Source organism: Streptomyces sp. NPDC001156, assembly GCF_053598275.1.
The window spans coordinates 28,902-44,677 of record NZ_JBSFJX010000065.1 but is presented as its reverse complement, the minus strand read 5'-3'; the positions used below and the strand labels follow the sequence as shown (position 1 = coordinate 44,677).

Sequence of the window (15,776 nt, the reverse complement as noted above, 5' to 3'; positions counted from 1 at the left end):
GGCCAACGGCCGCGCGCTGGCCTACCTGGCGCACGAATACCTGGGCAACGCCTTCGGCACGGTCTACGACGTCTCCACCATCGCGATCCTGTGGTTCGCGGGGGCCTCCGCGATGGCCGGACTGCTCAACCTGATGCCCCGCTACCTGCCCCGCTACGGCATGGCCCCGCACTGGGCGCGTGCCGTGCGGCCCATGGTCCTCGTCTTCACGCTGGTCGCCTTCCTGGTCACCTGGATCTTCGACGCCAATGTGGACGCCCAGGGCGGCGCCTACGCCACCGGTGTGCTGGTCCTGATCAGCTCCGCGGCGATCGCGGTGACCATCGCCGCCCGCAAGGCCGCACAGCGCAACTGGACCATCGTGTTCGCGGTGATCGCCACGGTGTTCCTGTACACGACGGTCGCCAACGTGATCGAGCGGCCCGACGGTGTGAAGATCGGCGCCTGTTTCATCGCCGGGATCATCCTGCTCTCGCTGCTCTCCCGCCTCGCCCGCGCCTTCGAACTGCGGGTGACCAGCGTGACCCTGGACACCCTGGCCGAGCGCTTCGTCCGGGACATCGCCAGCCGCAAGATCCGGTTCATCGCCAACGAGCCGAACAACCGGGACGTCGCCGAGTACCGCGACAAGATCGAGCAGATCCGGAACGACAACGACCTGCCCCCGCAGGAGGACTTCGTCTTCGTGGAGGTGACGGTCGGCGACCCCTCGGAGTTCGAGGCCGGTCTGAACGTCCGCGGCGAGGTCATGCATGGCCGCTACCGCGTGCTCACCCTGGAGTCGTCCTCCATCCCCAACGCTCTCGCGGCTCTGCTGCTGCACGCCCGGGACATGACCGGCTGCATCCCGCACATGTACTTCGAGTGGACCGAGGGGACCCCGTTCGCCAACTTCCTGCGCTTCTTCCTCTTCGGTCAGGGAGAGGTGGCACCCGTGACCCGGGAGGTGCTGCGGGAGGCGGAGCACGACCGGGAGCGGCGGCCGCGCGTGCACGTGGGCTGAGTTCAGGCCACCACGGCAGCCGCGTCGAACAGCCGCTTCGTCATGCCGACGCGCTCGTAGGCGGCGACGGCGGGCGCGTTGCCCGCGTCCACCATGAGGGCCGCGCGGCCGTGCTCCCGGACGAGGGCGTCGACCACGAACCGGCACACGGCGGTGCCGAGGCCGCGCCCCCGGGCCTCGGGGGCGGTGACCACCCCGGCGACGAAGCCGCATCCGGCGGCGGACCAGGCGTCGGCGGCGACGGCGAGCAGCCCGCTCGCGCCGTGCACTCCGGCCCAGCGGCTCACCCCCGAGCGTCCCGGCCGGGCGTGGGACCGGGGGAACCAGCGCTCGAAGAGGGATTCCGACATCCGCTCCTCGGCCGCGTCCAGCCACCGCACTCCAAAGACGCCGGACGCGCCACCCGGGGCCGCGGTCTCCATCCAGTAGAAGGGTTCGGTCGATGCGAGCCCGGGGATCCGCCGCGCGAGTGTGGCGATCAGGTCGGCCTCCCCGAAGGGCCGGAAGCCAGGCCCCAGCTCGGCGAGCAGATCGCGTACGAGACGTACGGCGTCGTCGGCCTCCCCGGAGACGGCGATCCGGTCCCGTCCGGACAGCCCCGGGGCGGCGACGGCGAGGGCGGAACCGTGCCGCCGCACTCGGTCGGGCCGGCCCTGCGCGGCCCACACGAGGTGCGTGGCGACGTCCCCCGCCCGCCCTGTCATTGGCGCCCCGCTCGCGCGCCACCGCCGATCGTGAACCCGATGACCGACCCTCCGCCCGGACGCCGGTACGCGAACGCCGCTCCCCCGTGCGACGTGGCCACGTCCTGCACAATCGAGAGGCCGAGCCCCGAGCCGGGCAGGCTCCTGGCGTCGGCGGCACGGTAGAAGCGGTCGAAGATGCGCATGAGGTCGCTCTCCTCGACGCCGGGTCCGCGGTCGAGCACCTCCACGCGCACGCTGCCCAGCGGCAGGCCGGTTCGCGGTGCGTCGGAGTCCTCCAGCTGGAACGGGTGCTCGGGACCGGTGACGACGATCTCGATCGGCGACTTTCCGTCACGGTCGAACTTGGCCGCGTTCTCCAGCAGGTTGGACACCGCGCGCTGCAACGCCGAGACCCGTCCGTCGACCGTCGTGTCACCGGTGACACGGACGGCGATCTCGCGGCCCGTGCGGCGGCGCACGATCGTCGCCGCGTCCTCGGCGATGTCGGCGAGCCTCACCCGCTGCAACGGCTCCGTGTCCGACTGCCCGGCCGCCAGGTCGACCAGCTCGTTGACCAGGTCGGTGAGTTCACGGGACTCCTGGGCGAGGTCGGCGACGAGTTCCTCGCGCGCGGCGGGCGGCAGTTCGTCGATGCGGCGCAGCAGCGAGATGTTCGTCCGAAGGGACGTCAGCGGCGTACGCAGTTCATGGCCCGCGTCCTGCACCAGGCGCCGCTGGTCCTCCTCGGACTGGGCCAGCCGCCCCAGCATGCGATCGAAGGAGCGTCCGAGGCGGCCCACCTCGTCGTTCCCGGTGACCGGGACCTGGATACCGACCCTCCGGGTGCGCGCCACGTCCTCGGCGGCACCGGCCAGCCGCACCAGCCGCCCGGTGATGCGCCGCGCCAGCCACCAGCCGAACAACCCGGCCGCTATCACCACCGCGCCCATCAGCAGGGCCGTCCGCTGCTGCAGGCTGCGCAGCAGGTCCTCGGTGCTGCTGAGCTCCTGGGCGACCTGCACGGCGCCCTGACCGTGCCCGAGCGCGACGGTCGCGACCCGGTAGACATCGCCGTCGACGTCGACGCTCTTGTGCTCCAGGAGCCTGGCCGCGGTGCTGCTCTCGGCGATCCTGCGGTCGTCGCCGCCCACGGGCAGCGCCGGATTGGAGTGGTCGACGACCGCGCCGCCCGGACCGAGCACCTGCACGACCGTGCGGCTGGGCCGGATGATGTCGTCGCGCGGGGTGTCGTGGTCCTTGTCGGAGATGGCGAAGTCGTCCGGCATCAGCTGCTTCTGGCGGACCTGGTCCCGCAGGTCGGCGACGACCTGGGCGAAGACGGTCTGCTGGTCGACGCGGACCAGCCGGGCCGCGGCGTCGTAGCTCAGAAAGCCGACGAGGACGGTGACGCCGGCGGCCACCGCCGCGAACGACACCGTGAAGGTGGTCCGCAGCGAGGAGATCCGCCGCAGCCTGGACCGCAGCCGCAGCCGACGGCGCAGCCCTCTCGGCAGCCTCCGCCACAGCCGCATTCCCACTCCGGCGTCCGCCTCGGCGCCGGAATCCACTGGTGGAGACACTAGTCCTCCCTCAGCACATACCCCACGCCGCGCACCGTGTGGATGAGCGCCGGGGCCCCCGGCTCGTCCAGCTTGCGTCGTAGATAGCCCACGTAGACGGCGAGGTTCTTGGATCCGGGGCCGAAGTCGTAGCCCCAGATGCGGTCGTAGATGGTGGCGTGGTCGAGGACGATGCCCGCGTTGCGGGCCAGCAGCTCCAGCAGATCGAACTCGGTCCTCGTGAGCTCCAGCTCGCGCTCACCGCGCCAGGCGCGGCGCGCCTGTACATCCATGCGCAGCCCGGCGACGGACACCTGGCCGGTCGGGATCTTCTCCTCCTCCTTCGGCAGGTCGGGAGCGGAGCCGTTGGTGCGCCGCAGCAGGGCACGCAGCCGGGCGAAGACCTCCTCGACGTCGAACGGTTTGACGACGTAGTCGTCGGCACCCGCGTCCAGGCCGGCGATCCGGTTGGCGGTCTCCACCAATGCGGTGAGCATCAGGATCGGGGTGCGGTCGCCCTCGGCGCGCAGCACTCGGCACACCTGCAAGCCGTCGATGCCGGGCATCATCACATCGAGAACGAGCACGTCGGGCTGGGTGCGGTGGGCCTGTGCGAGGGCCTCGACCCCGTCAGCCACAGCGGTCACCTGGTAACCCTCCAGCGTCAGTGCTCGTTCCAGGGCATGGCGGATGGCACGGTCGTCCTCGGCGAGCAGCACTGTCTGGGTCACCCCACCAGTCTGCCAAGGTCACAGTGGTGCACCACCGGCTGAGGCGGACGGGGGGCGGGCTTCTTACCCGCCTCTCACCGCTGCGCGCGCGGTGACTTACCTGGTCGGGCCAGTGTGTTGGGTACGTCACGTCGGCGCGTTCTCCGAGTGGGTGCGCCGGGGCGGAGCCATGCAGGCGGGCTGTGACGGAGCGGTCGAAGGCACCGGCCGACAAGTTGGGGCGCGTCGCCGGGTGGTACCGACCGCCCTCCGGTCCCGCCGTCTCTCCGGGCCGCCACGACGGACTAACACCTGAAGACGACGACACCGAAGCCGTGGAACGGCGAACGGGTCCGCGCCGCGCACACGCTGCCGGACCCGCCGCCCGAGAGGTTCGCCCGGCCCGCCATCCCAGGGCGTGCCGGGTGAGAAGACCCGCCCGGCCGGGCCCGGAGCCCCCCGGTCGGGGACCGGCCGGTGCGGCTAGGGGTGGGCCGGACGCAGGACGGCGGCGGCCCACCCCGACCCATGTCCGAAGACAGGTCATCGCGAACCGCCGCCCGGCGCTGCGCCCGTACGGGACCAGGCGGCGCCTATTTCCGCAGCGCGGCGAGCTGCTCCTCGAAGGGGATCACCCGGAAGCCGTGCGCGTGCGTCGCGCCGGCCTCCGCCGCGGACGCGCGGTCCCCGTCCGTGCCGCTCGCCCGGTCGCCCGCGGCCGGCCCGGGCAGGGACACGACGGGAGCGGCCACCGGATGAGCGGGCTCCGGCACGGACCAGGCGCACTCCGCTCCGGTGCCGGTCTGCCGAAGGGACCCCGCGGCCATCAGATCGGCCAGCTCCTGCGCCGCCCGGTCGATCCGCTCGGCGAGACCCTCGGCGCCCCAGTCCTCCGACGCCGCGTAGACCCCGGTCGGGGCGACCACGGCCCGCAGGTAGGTGAAGAGCGGGCGCAGGGCGTAGTCCAGGACGAGGGAGTGCCGGGCGGTGCCACCGGTCGCCGCGATCAGGACCGGCTTGCCCACCAGGGCGTCCTTGTCCAGCACGTCGAAGAACGACTTGAACAGGCCGCTGTACGACGCGGAGAACACCGGCGTGACGACGATCAGCCCGTCGGCCTGCGTCACCGCGTCGAGCGCCTCCTCGAGCGCGTGTCCGGGGAAGCCGTTGGTGAAGTTGTGCGCGATCTCCACGGCGAGGTCGCGCAGTTCGACGACCCGGAGGTCGGCGGGGGTGCGCCGGTCCACGGCGGCGGCCAGCCGGTCGGCGAGCAGCCGGGTGGAGGACGGGACGCTCAGCCCCGCCGAGACGACGACGAGTTTCATACGGCGGTCACCTCCTCAGCCCCTTCCGGGGCCTGCTCCGACTGCTCGGACTGCTTGGCGGCGAGCAGCGACTGGTGCGTCGGCGCGTCCGGCACGTTCGCCGGGCGGTCCTTCGCGAACTCCTTGCGCAGCACCGGCACGACCTCCTCGCCGAGCATGTCGAGCTGCTCGAGGACGGTCTTCAGCGGCAGCCCCGCGTGGTCCATCAGGAACAGCTGGCGCTGGTAGTCGCCGGCGTAGTCGCGGAAGGACAGCGTCTTCTCGATGACCTGCTGCGGGGAGCCGACGGTCAGCGGGGTCTGGTCGGTGAAGTCCTCCAGGGACGGGCCGTGCCCGTACACCGGCGCGTTGTCGAAGTACGGCCGGAACTCGCGTACCGCGTCCTGGGAGTTCTTCCGCATGAACACCTGTCCGCCCAGGCCGACGATCGCCTGCTCGGGCGTGCCGTGCCCGTAGTGCGCGTAGCGCTCCCGGTACAGCTCGACCATCCGCTTGGTGTGGTCTGCGGGCCAGAAGATGTTGTTGTGGAAGAAGCCGTCACCGTAGTACGCGGCCTGCTCGGCGATCTCCGGCGAGCGGATGGAGCCGTGCCAGACGAACGGCGGCACGTCGTCCAGCGGGCGCGGCGTGGAGGTGAAGCTCTGCAACGGGGTGCGGAAGCGGCCTTCCCAGTCCACCACGTCCTCGCGCCACAGCCGGTGCAGCAGCGCGTAGTTCTCGATGGCGAGGTTGATGCCCTGGCGGATGTCCTGCCCGAACCAGGGGTAGACCGGGCCGGTGTTGCCGCGCCCCATCATCACGTCCACCCGGCCGTCCGCGAGCTGCTGGAGCATCGCGAAGTCCTCGGCGATCTTCACCGGGTCGTTGGTGGTGATGAGGGTGGTGGAGGTGGACAGGACGAGCTTCTCCGTCTTGGCCGCTATGTAGCCGAGCATCGTGGTCGGCGAGGACGGTACGAAGGGCGGGTTGTGGTGCTCACCCGTCGCGAAGACGTCGAGGCCGACCTCCTCGGCCTTGAGCGCGATGGCGACCATGGCCTTGATCCGCTCGCGCTCGGTCGGCGTCCGTCCCGTCGTCGGGTCCATGGTGACGTCTCCGACGCTGAAGATCCCGAACTGCATGCCCGCTCACACCCTCCATGTTGTTTACGATTCAACTATACCCACAGAACGAAGTGGCCCGTCCGCGTATTCCGCCCACTGTCCGTGCCCGCTGTCACTGCCCGCTCGTAGGATCCGGGCATGGCCGCCCCTCGCCGTGACACACGAGGCATCGTCGACGCCGCGGAGCTCTTCTCGCGCGTGGCCTTCCGGCGCTTCGAACCGGCCGAACCCCTGCGCCCGTACCTCGAGCACTACTGGCTGATCGACTGGGACCTCCCGGAGCCGTACGCGTCCCATGTCGTACCGCACCCATCGGTGAACGTGGTCTTCCAGCAGTACGGCGACCAGGCCCCCTGGGGCGAGGTGGCGGGCATCGGGCTGGAGCTGTTCACGCAGAAGCTCCGGGGCCGGGGCCGGGTGTGCGGGATCCAGTTCCGTCCCGGCGGCTTCCGCCCCTTCGCGCCCGGCCGTCCCGTGGCGGACTGGACCGGCCGCCGCGTTCCGGTGGCCGACGTCCTCCCCGGCGCCGACCCCGTGAGCATCGTCACTCCCGGCGACGCGCACGAGCGCGTGGCGGCCCTGGACGCCTTCCTGCTGGGGCTCGGCCCGCACCCGGACCCGCAGGCCGACCTGGCGATGACCCTCGTCGACCGCATCCGCACCGACCGCACGATCCGTCGCGTCGCCGACTTCGCACGGACGGAGGGCGTGTCCGTACGGTTCCTGCAGCGCCTGTTCGCGGCCTATGTGGGCGTGGGTCCCAAGTGGGTCGTCCTGCGCTACCGCATCCATGAGGCCCTGGAGCGCGCGGAGACCGAGCGGGCGGTGGACTGGGCGGGCCTGGCGGCCGAGCTCGGCTACGCGGACCAGGCCCATCTGGTCAGGGACTTCACGGCGACGGTCGGGGTGCCGCCGACGGCATACGTGCAGCACCGCGCCCCATGAGGGACGCGGTGCCGGATCTCTGAGCGGCTTCGCCGCGCGGGCGCGACCGGCCGCACCGCACCCGCGCTAGGGAACGAGCACGACCCGTCCCCGCACCCCGCCCTCGGCCAGCCACGCATGTGCCTTGGCGGCGTCTGCCAGCGAGAACGTCGCGGCCAGCCGCAGCGTCAGCGCTCCTTCGTCGACCAGCCCGACCAGCTCCGCGAGCCGGGCCCCGTCGGCGCCCACCTGGATGGCGGCCGTCTCGATGCCTCGCACGGGACCCGGCTGAGCATGCGGAATGACCCCCATGTACGCCCCGCCGTCCCGCACCCACTCCAGCGCCGTCTCCCCGAGAACCGCCGCGTCCAGCACCGCGTCGAAGCTCCCCGCGTCGGCACCCCCGGTCACCAGCCGTCCCGCCCCCAGCGACCGCACGAACCGCTCGTCGCTCTCACGGGCGAGCGCGGTCACCTCGATCCCCCGGCGGACTGCGAGCTGGACGGCGTACCCGCCGACCGCGCCCGCCGCACCGGTCACCAGCAGCGACCGTCCCGGGCCCAGGTCCAGCAGGTCCAGCGCCTGAGCGGCGGTCAGCGCGTTCAGCGGCAGCGTCGCGGCGAGGACGGAGTCCACCGTCGCCGGGGCCTTCGCCACCGCGTCCGCGTCCACGACGACGTAGTCCGCGTGCGTGCCCAGCGGCTTCACCATCCCGTACTGAAGGGCCACCACCTCGTCACCGACGTTCCAGGCCGTGCCCTCGCCCGTCGCGTCGACGGTCCCGGCGACATCCCAGCCGAGGCCGATCCGCCCGTCGGCAGCGCCGAAGGCCCCCTCGCGCACCCCGGCGTCCACCGGGTTCAGCGCGGCCGCCGCGACCTTGATCCGCACCTGACGCGCGGTCGGCTCCGGCGTCTCCACCTCCACGATCTCCACGGCCTCGGGCCCGCCGAACGTCGTCACCACAGCAGCACGCATGACTATTCTCCAGGATTACGTAGGGGATATGCGCAGAAAGTTCCGGTATCTACGCTGCTGTCACAACCCTAGGAACAGCTACTATCTGAAAGAAAGTAGGCACCTGAAGGTGCGTACCTCACCGGGAGGTGCACGCATGGCCACCATGACCGCGGGGCAGCGGCGCGAGCAGGCGCGGATCGAGTACGACGCGTTCATCAAGAGCTGCCCGACGCACCAGCTCCTCGGCAGCATCAGCGACAAGTGGGTCGGCCTGGTCGTCAGCGCGCTGTCCGCCGGTTCGATGCGCTACAGCGACCTGGGCCGCAAGATCGCGGGGGTGAGCCCCAAGATGCTGACGCAGACGCTGCGTTCACTGGAGCGCGACGGCATCGTGAGCCGGACCGTCACCCCGTCCGTGCCGGTGCGCGTGGACTACGAACTCACCCCGCTCGGCCGCAGCCTCAGCGACCTGCTGTCCGCCGTGAAGGGCTGGGCGGAGGCCCATATCGAGGAGGTCCACGAGGCGCGGGAGCTGTACGACGAGGGGAGCCGGGCGGGCTCCTGACCGCTCAGAAGGCGTACCGGTCCCCCGTGCCCAGCGCCACAACCTGCTGGCGGCCGCTGCTCGGGTCGCGGTCCACCGCGCCGCCACACCACACGGAGTCGATGTCCAGCCGCACCTCGTCGGTCGTCGTGTCCGCGAGGCGCAACCGCAGATGGATCTCCTTGCCCTCGCCGTTCGCGGCGATCGCCCCCGTGCGGCACAGCACCGTGCTCGCGTCGTACCGGGCACAGCCCTCGGCCAGCTGCTGCTGGTCCGTCAGCGGCTTGGACCAGTGGAGCCGCACGGTGGCGTCCTCGATGCTGGAGGCCCCGCGGTTCGTCGGGGTCAGGCGCACATTGACCTCGCCGAGGCCCATGTCTACATACCCGTGATAGGTGAGGCCGGCCTCGGCACCCACGGCCGCGGCGGGAACGGCCGCACCCACCACCACGGCCGCGCCCAGCGCGCCGGACATCCACTTCCTCATCGTCGGTTCCTCCGCATCGACCCAGACATCACCGCATGTATCCCACTTGTGCGGCACGGCAGGCGCCGCCGGGCAGGTGACCCGCGCGCGGCCGGACGAGGCGGGACCTCGATCCGGGTGCCGGGCGCCTCGTGCGAGGGTGGCGGCATGCTCATCCTCAGATCGGCGGCGCCTGGCTCGTGTGGCAGGGCGTGCGCGAACATCGCGGCTGGGTGTGGATCGGCGCGGGCGTCATGGGCCCTCGGTGTCTACGGCTTCGTCGCCACCTTCCAGCCGGACGCCCACTTCGGCCGCATCCTCGCCGCGTACGGCGGCATCTTCGTGGCCGGCTCCCTGGCCTGGGGCATGGTCGCGGACGGCTACCGGCCGGACCGCTGGGATGTGACCGGCGCGCTGATCTGCCTCGCCGGGATGGCAGTGATCATGTGGGCGCCGCGAGACCACTGACCTCCGTGCGGCAGCCGGCCGGACACCACTCAGGCACGGGCACTCCCGTCGGCCGCCTGGCCCCGCCACCTATCCTGGGCGGAGGTGGCCCGTACGACCGTACGCGCGACCGCCGGACCGAGCCCGCAGCCCGAGGAGTCGCCCCATGACCGCCGCCGCACCTGCCGCCGCCTCCCGCATCGCCGTCATCACCGGGGCGAGCAGCGGCATCGGGGCCGCGACGGCCCGGCAGCTCGCCGAGGCGGGCTACCGCGTCGTCGTCACCGCCCGGCGCAAGGACCGCATCGAGGCGCTCGCGGAGGAGCTCACCGCGGCCGGCCACTCGGCGACGGCGTACGCGCTGGACGTCACGGACCGTGCGGCGGTCGACGAGTTCGCGACGGCCTTCAGGACGATCGGCGTCCTGGTGAACAACGCGGGCGGCGCGCTCGGCGCCGACCCGGTCGCCACCGGCGACCCCGAGGACTGGCGCCGGATGTACGAGACGAACGTGCTCGGCACCCTGAACGTCACCCAGGCCCTGCTCCCCGCGCTGACGGCGAGCGGCGACGGCACGGTGGTGGTCCTGTCCTCCACCGCCGGCCACGGCACGTACGAGGGCGGCGCCGGTTATGTCGCCGCCAAGCACGCCGAGCACGTCCTCGCCGAGACCCTCCGGCTGGAGATCGTGGGCACCCCGGTCCGGGTGATCGAGGTCGCGCCCGGCATGGTGCGGACGGAGGAGTTCGCGCTGACCCGCTTCGGCGGCGACACGGAGAAGGCGGCGAAGGTGTACCAGGGCGTCGCCGAGCCGCTCACCGCCGACGACGTGGCCGACACGATCACCTGGGCGGTCACCCGCCCCAGCCACGTCAACGTAGACCTCCTGGTGGTCCGTCCGCGTGCCCAGGCGTCGAACACCAAGGTCCACCGGGAGCTGTGATGCCCGAACCGGCGCCGGCCGACGAACCCGCGGGCACCGGGGATGAGGAGCGCCTGTCCCTGGAGAAGAAACGCCAGCGCTTTGTCTGGTACTACCTCGCGTACTTCCTCTTCGGCATCCACATCGTGGCGTTCGTGATGATCTACGCGGTGAGGCACGCGAAGTGAATCAACGGGCGGACGGCCGCGGGGGCCGGCGCGAGCAAGGCCCCCGGCATCTGCCGGGGGCCCCGTGCGCCAGCACCTCGCCGCGTCAGCCCTTCACGCAGACGACCTGCTTCAGCTTCGCCACGACCTGCACCAGGTCGCTCTGCTGCTCGATGACCTGCTCGATGGGCTTGTAGGCGCCGGGGATCTCGTCCACGACTCCGGAATCCTTACGGCACTCCACGCCCCGCGTCTGCTCCTCCAGGTCCTGCGCCGTGAAGCGGCGCTTGGCCGCGTTGCGGCTCATGCTCCGACCCGCGCCGTGCGACGCCGAGTTGAACGACTTCTCGTTGCCGAGGCCCTTCACGATGTAGGAGCCCGTGCCCATCGACCCCGGGATGATCCCGAAGTCACCGGAGCCCGCCCGGATCGCGCCCTTGCGGGTCACGAGCAGGTCCATGCCCTCGTACCGCTCCTCCGCCACGTAGTTGTGGTGGCAGGAGATCTCCTGCTCGAAGGTCGGCTTCGCCTTCTTGAACTCCTTGCGGACCACGTCCTTCAGGAGCGCCATCATCAGCGAGCGGTTGTACTTCGCGTACTCCTGCGCCCAGTACAGGTCGTTGCGGTACGCCGCCATCTGCGGGGTGTCCGCCACAAAGACGGCGAGGTCGCGGTCGACGAGGTCCTGGTTGTGCGGGAGCTTCTGGGCCACGCCGATGTGGTGCTCGGCCAGTTCCTTGCCGATGTTGCGGGAACCGGAGTGGAGCATCAGCCACACGGCACCGGTCGTGTCCGTGCACACCTCGACGAAGTGGTTGCCCGAACCGAGCGTGCCCATCTGCTTGGTGGCGCGCTCCTCGCGGAACTTCACCGCCTCGGCGACCCCGCCGAACCGGCCCCAGAAGTCGTCCCACCCGGAGGTGGTCATACCGTGGAACCGCCCGGGGTCGACGGGCTCGTCGTGCATCCCCCGGCCGACCGGGATCGCCTGCTCGATCTTCGAGCGCAGCCGCGACAGGTCGCCCGGAAGGTCGTTCGCCGTCAGGGATGTCTTCACCGCCGACATCCCACAGCCGATGTCCACGCCCACCGCCGCCGGACACACCGCGTCCCGCATGGCGATGACCGAGCCGACCGTCGCGCCCTTGCCGTAATGGACGTCCGGCATGACCGCGAGGCCCTTGATCCACGGCAGCGTCGCCACGTTCTGCAGCTGCTGCATCGCGGCCCCCTCGACCGTCGCGGGGTCCGTCCACAGCCGGATCGGGACCTGGGCCCCCGGCACTTCTATGTACGACATTTCTTCCTCATTCCCCCGGAAACGTGCCACAAGTCGTTAATCGCAAAACCGGCGTCAAGGTCGACGTAAGGGACAACGGACCGGCGTCCACGGCCGTGCGTGCGATAGACATTGTCTCCAGGGGCCAGCCTCACGCGGCAACCGAATAACCAGCGGACACAGGCCCCGTGGAACCGTCGAGAGGAGCCTCACCGTGCAGCGGAAGGCGTACGTACCGGGCGCCGTCGTACTCCTCGCGGCTCTGCTGGCCGCCTGCACCGGCAGTTCCGGCAGCGGCGGCTCGGCGGAGGACTCCAAGGCCGGCAGCGCCACCACGAGCGCTCCGGCCGCCCAGCCCGGCAAGTACCGCACGCTCTCCGACGCCTGCGGCGCGGTGAGCCACGACACCCTCGACTCGCTGCTGCCCGGCATCAAGCAGATAGCGGACCAGGAGCAGCGCGACAGGGCCTACGCGGGCGAGGCCGCGGCCACGTACAACAACGACCGGCGCTCCGGCTGCCGCTGGAAGGCCGAGTCGCCCGGCGCCACGGACCACCTGTTCGTCGACCTCGAGCGCGTGGTGTCGTACGACAACACGGTCTCCGACGACAGCCGGGCCCAAGAGGTGTACGCCACCAAGGAGAAGGCCGCGAACCTTCCCGAGCCGCCTTCCGCTTCCGCGACCGGCGCGTCCTCCTCGGCCAGTGGCACCACGACGGCGAGCGCGCCCCCCTCGCCCTCCGCGTCGGCTTCCGGCTCGGACTCCGCCTCGGACTCCGCGAGCCCGTCCGCCACCGATACCCCGACCGGCCTGGAGCCGCGCACGCTCGACGGCCTCGGCGACGAGGCGTTCCTCGACGACCAGCTGAGCACCGCCGAGCAGCGCACCGTGACTGTGGTGTTCCGCACGTCCAACGTGATTGTGACCATCGAGTACGACGAGCAGCCGGCCACCACCACACAGGCCCCGGACAGCAAGGACATGCAGGACAAGGCCAGGAAACTGGCTCAGCAGCTGGCCGGTTCGCTCGGCTGACGAGCCCCCGGGCCGGCCCCGTGAAGGATGCCGAACCTCGCACCGCATGCGTTCCCACCGCGTACCGTGGCCCCTCGGACCCGATCCGACCGCACGATCCACGAGCGTCATGAGTGAAGGAACCATGCACCGACCTGCACAGCGAGACAAGGGGGCACCTCCCACGCCGTTTGGGCAGTGGGGGAGAGATCAGCACGATCAGGGCAAGGGCCGGCCGAACCGCCGGGGCCCCCGCCTTCGCCGACTCCTCGTCTGCGCGGCCGCCGTTCCGGCGGTGCTCGTCGCCGCCGGCTGCTCCTCCTCGGACTCCGGTTCCGCCTCCGGCGGCGACGCCAAGCAGCAGCAGACCTCGAGCGCGCGGCCCTCGCAGAGCGCCTCGGCGAACGCCGTCCAGCCGGCCGCGTACTCTACGCTGCCCGAGCCCTGCGGCGTCCTGTCCCAGAAGACCCTGGGCGACTTGGTACCCAAGGGGGCCAAGTCCGGCAAGAAGGGCACGACGGACGACTCGGCGTCGCGTTCCAGCTGCTCCTGGAGCAGCCTGGAGAACAACGGCGTCAAGGGCTCCCAGTTCCGCTGGCTCAACGTCTCCCTGCTGCGCTTCGAGTCGAACGCCACGCGCGGCGAGGGCGACAAGCTCGCCAAGGACTACTTCACCAAGCAGGTGCACGACGCCCAGTCCGTCGAGGGCGCGAAGAACACCAAGGCGCAGCCGGTCGCCGGGGTGGGCGACGAGACCACCGCGGTGCGCTACGACCTGAAGAAGAAGGAAGGATCCTTCAAGCAGCAGACGGTCGTGGCGCGCGTGGAGAACGTCGTCGTCACCCTCGACTACAACGGAGCGGGCCTGGCGGGCGACAAGACGCCGGACGCCGACGACCTGGCGAAGGCGGCCGAGAGCGCGGCCAAGGAGGCCGTGGCCGCGGTGACGGCGGCGAACAAGGACGGCGGCAAGGCGGACATCTCCCCGTCGCAGGGAGCGTCCAAGAACGCCTCGCCGTCGAAGCCGGCGTCGCCGGGTGCGTCCAAGAGCGCCTCCCCGTCGGCTTCGGCCGCCACGAAGGGCTGACCGGATCGTTAAGTACGAACTCGTCTGCCGCTGAATCCTTGGCGCCACCAGGACAGTTGCCGGAGCCCGGTCCCGCGCGGACCGGGCTCGTCCCACTCCGGTCACCCGTCGGCCCCGCACGTGTGCCACCCTGTTGCGCGCAACCACACGCTATGGGAGGGGAGTACAGGTGGCCGCGCCACTGCAGCTGACACGGACACACCGGATTCTCGTCAGCGTGGTCGTCTCCGGTGCCGTCATCATCGCCGGGATCGGCTTCGCGGGTTCGTACGCGGCCGTCCGCGCGCTGGCCATCAAGAAGGGGTTCGGCGACTTCAGTTATGTGTTCCCGATCGGCATCGACGCGGGTATCTGCGTCCTGCTGGCGCTGGATCTGCTGCTGACCTGGATCCGCATACCCTTCCCCCTCCTGCGCCAGACGGCGTGGCTGCTGACGGCGGCGACGATCGCGTTCAACGGCGCGGCGGCCTGGCCGGACCCGCTGGGCGTGGGCATGCACGCGGTCATCCCGGTGCTGTTCGTGGTCGCCGTGGAGGCGGCCCGCCACGCCATCGGCCGGATCGCAGACATCACTGCGGACAAGCACATGGAGGGCGTCCGCATGACCCGCTGGCTGCTCTCCCCCATACCCACCTTCCTGCTCTGGCGCCGCATGAAGCTGTGGGAGCTGCGCTCCTACGACCAGGTCATCAAGCTTGAGCAGGAACGTCTCGTCTATCAGGCCCGCCTGCGTTCCCGTTTCGGCCGCGCCTGGCGCCGCAAGGCCCCGGTGGAGTCGCTGATGCCCCTGAGGCTGGCGAAGTACGGCGTCCCCCTGGTGGACACCGCCCCGGCCGGCCTGGCCGCGGCCGGCATAGAACCGGCCCTGATACCTCCGGCGCCGCAGCTGGAAGCGGCCGGGGGCACCGGCGCCGCCGCGGCGGCTTCCGTCCCGCAGAAGGCGGCGCCTCCCGCCGGGCAGCGCCCCCAGCTCGAGGCCGACGCGGCCCCCGGGCAGCCGGGTTCCGCACCGGAGGGCGACCAGAGCCCGTGGTTCAACGCCCAGCAGGAGATCCAGTACCAGGGCACCTACGACCCGACGTACGAGCCGGAGCCTTCCTACGGTCCTGAGGAAGACCAGTGGCAGTGGTACGAGAACCAGCAGTCGGAGCAGTACCAGGCCCAGAACGCGCAGCAGTACCAGGGCCCGGCCCCGGAGCCGTACCAGGCCCCGAACCCGGAGCAGCCCGAGGAATCCTCCGGTGAGGAGACGGGCAGCTTCCCGATCCCGGCGGGCCCGAACCGCACCCGCCAGCTCGGCGAGGGGGGCGGCACGGAACCCGACGAGGAGGACTACTACTCGGTCTTCCGTCAGTCCATCAACGGCAGTCTGCCCACACCGCGCGAGTTCGGTGACAGCGTCGAGGCCACGTACGGCATCTCCCTCACCGACGCCGCCGCCAAGCGCATGGTGAACCGCTTCTCCAACCGCTTCACCGCGGAGCTGGAGGAGGACCACATCGCCTGACCCGGCGGCATCGCACAGCGTGAAGACGCGGAGGGGCGCCCGGTGTTCACCGGGCGCCCCTCCGCGTACCTG

At 71.1% G+C, this 15,776-nt stretch carries 15 protein-coding genes and 2 pseudogenes; 9 read left to right on the top strand and 8 right to left on the bottom strand.

Annotated features, from left to right (window positions below):
* Positions 1–1,003, top strand: a pseudogene (locus tag ACWDA7_RS27035) (amino acid transporter); the annotation flags it as partial.
* 2 nt (positions 1,004–1,005) lie between these two features.
* Here the strand turns inward: ACWDA7_RS27035 and ACWDA7_RS27030 are convergent.
* From ACWDA7_RS27030 to ACWDA7_RS27010, 5 genes are all read right to left on the bottom strand, one after another.
* Positions 1,006–1,707 carry a GNAT family N-acetyltransferase gene (locus ACWDA7_RS27030; RefSeq protein WP_450607052.1) on the bottom strand — a complete coding sequence of 234 codons (702 nt, stop codon included), beginning with the start codon at positions 1,705–1,707 and terminating at the stop codon, positions 1,006–1,008.
* Entirely contained in the window at positions 1,704–3,221 is a 1,518-nt protein-coding gene (locus ACWDA7_RS27025; RefSeq protein ID WP_450607054.1) for a HAMP domain-containing sensor histidine kinase, read from the bottom strand. The genes ACWDA7_RS27030 and ACWDA7_RS27025 overlap by 4 nt, the downstream gene beginning before the upstream one ends.
* A 47-nt stretch (positions 3,222–3,268) precedes the next feature.
* Positions 3,269–3,979, bottom strand: a complete 711-nt coding sequence (locus ACWDA7_RS27020) for a response regulator transcription factor (protein ID WP_450607050.1) — start codon at positions 3,977–3,979, stop codon at positions 3,269–3,271.
* A gap of 572 nt (positions 3,980–4,551) precedes the next feature.
* On the bottom strand, positions 4,552–5,283 hold the full coding sequence (locus ACWDA7_RS27015) for an FMN reductase (RefSeq protein ID WP_450607048.1): 732 nt from the start codon (positions 5,281–5,283) through the stop codon (positions 4,552–4,554).
* Positions 5,280–6,404, bottom strand: a complete 1,125-nt coding sequence (locus ACWDA7_RS27010) for an LLM class flavin-dependent oxidoreductase (protein ID WP_450607046.1) — start codon at positions 6,402–6,404, stop codon at positions 5,280–5,282. Before ACWDA7_RS27010 ends, ACWDA7_RS27015 begins: the two co-directional genes overlap by 4 nt.
* 120 nt (positions 6,405–6,524) lie before the next feature.
* On the opposite strand from ACWDA7_RS27010, the gene ACWDA7_RS27005 reads away from it, so the two are divergent.
* The gene (locus ACWDA7_RS27005) at positions 6,525–7,331 is read left to right on the top strand and encodes a DUF6597 domain-containing transcriptional factor (protein WP_450607044.1); all 807 of its coding nucleotides are present in this window, start codon (positions 6,525–6,527) and stop codon (positions 7,329–7,331) included.
* A gap of 66 nt (positions 7,332–7,397) precedes the next feature.
* Here ACWDA7_RS27005 and ACWDA7_RS27000 read toward each other — a convergent pair whose 3' ends face one another.
* Entirely contained in the window at positions 7,398–8,288 is an 891-nt protein-coding gene (locus ACWDA7_RS27000) for an NADP-dependent oxidoreductase (RefSeq protein WP_450607042.1), read from the bottom strand.
* A 136-nt stretch (positions 8,289–8,424) separates the two neighbouring features.
* Between ACWDA7_RS27000 and ACWDA7_RS26995 the strand changes: the two genes are divergently transcribed.
* Entirely contained in the window at positions 8,425–8,835 is a 411-nt protein-coding gene (locus ACWDA7_RS26995; RefSeq protein ID WP_450607040.1) for a winged helix-turn-helix transcriptional regulator, read from the top strand.
* A 4-nt stretch (positions 8,836–8,839) separates the two neighbouring features.
* On the opposite strand, the gene ACWDA7_RS26990 is transcribed toward ACWDA7_RS26995, so the two are convergent.
* On the bottom strand, positions 8,840–9,301 hold the full coding sequence (locus ACWDA7_RS26990) for a hypothetical protein (protein ID WP_450607038.1): 462 nt from the start codon (positions 9,299–9,301) through the stop codon (positions 8,840–8,842).
* A 131-nt stretch (positions 9,302–9,432) separates the two neighbouring features.
* Between ACWDA7_RS26990 and ACWDA7_RS26985 the strand changes: the two are divergent.
* The 3 genes and pseudogenes from ACWDA7_RS26985 to ACWDA7_RS26975 all read left to right on the top strand — a co-directional run bounded on the left by ACWDA7_RS26985 (position 9,433) and on the right by ACWDA7_RS26975 (position 10,837).
* Positions 9,433–9,748, top strand: a pseudogene (locus ACWDA7_RS26985) (YnfA family protein).
* Between the two features lie 145 nt (positions 9,749–9,893).
* Positions 9,894–10,670, top strand: a complete 777-nt coding sequence (locus ACWDA7_RS26980) for an SDR family NAD(P)-dependent oxidoreductase (RefSeq protein WP_360990215.1) — start codon at positions 9,894–9,896, stop codon at positions 10,668–10,670.
* Complete coding sequence (locus ACWDA7_RS26975; RefSeq protein ID WP_359405345.1) at positions 10,670–10,837, top strand: hypothetical protein; 168 nt, start codon at positions 10,670–10,672, stop codon at positions 10,835–10,837. The genes ACWDA7_RS26980 and ACWDA7_RS26975 overlap by 1 nt, the downstream gene beginning before the upstream one ends.
* 85 nt (positions 10,838–10,922) lie before the next feature.
* Here ACWDA7_RS26975 and ACWDA7_RS26970 read toward each other — a convergent pair whose 3' ends face one another.
* On the bottom strand, positions 10,923–12,116 hold the full coding sequence (locus ACWDA7_RS26970) for an RtcB family protein (RefSeq protein WP_450607036.1): 1,194 nt from the start codon (positions 12,114–12,116) through the stop codon (positions 10,923–10,925).
* Positions 12,117–12,309: 193 nt separating this feature from the next.
* Here ACWDA7_RS26970 and ACWDA7_RS26965 point away from each other — a divergent pair, with 193 nt between their 5' ends.
* From ACWDA7_RS26965 to ACWDA7_RS26955, 3 genes are all read left to right on the top strand, one after another.
* Positions 12,310–13,131, top strand: coding sequence for a DUF3558 domain-containing protein (locus ACWDA7_RS26965; protein ID WP_450607034.1), 822 nt, complete (start codon positions 12,310–12,312; stop codon positions 13,129–13,131).
* Positions 13,132–13,240: 109 nt separating this feature from the next.
* A complete protein-coding gene (locus ACWDA7_RS26960) occupies positions 13,241–14,197 on the top strand; it encodes a DUF3558 family protein (RefSeq protein WP_450607032.1) in 957 nt (318 codons plus the stop codon).
* Between the two features lie 169 nt (positions 14,198–14,366).
* Positions 14,367–15,704, top strand: a complete 1,338-nt coding sequence (locus tag ACWDA7_RS26955; protein WP_450607030.1) for a DUF2637 domain-containing protein — start codon at positions 14,367–14,369, stop codon at positions 15,702–15,704.
* Positions 15,705–15,776: the final 72 nt, after the last annotated feature.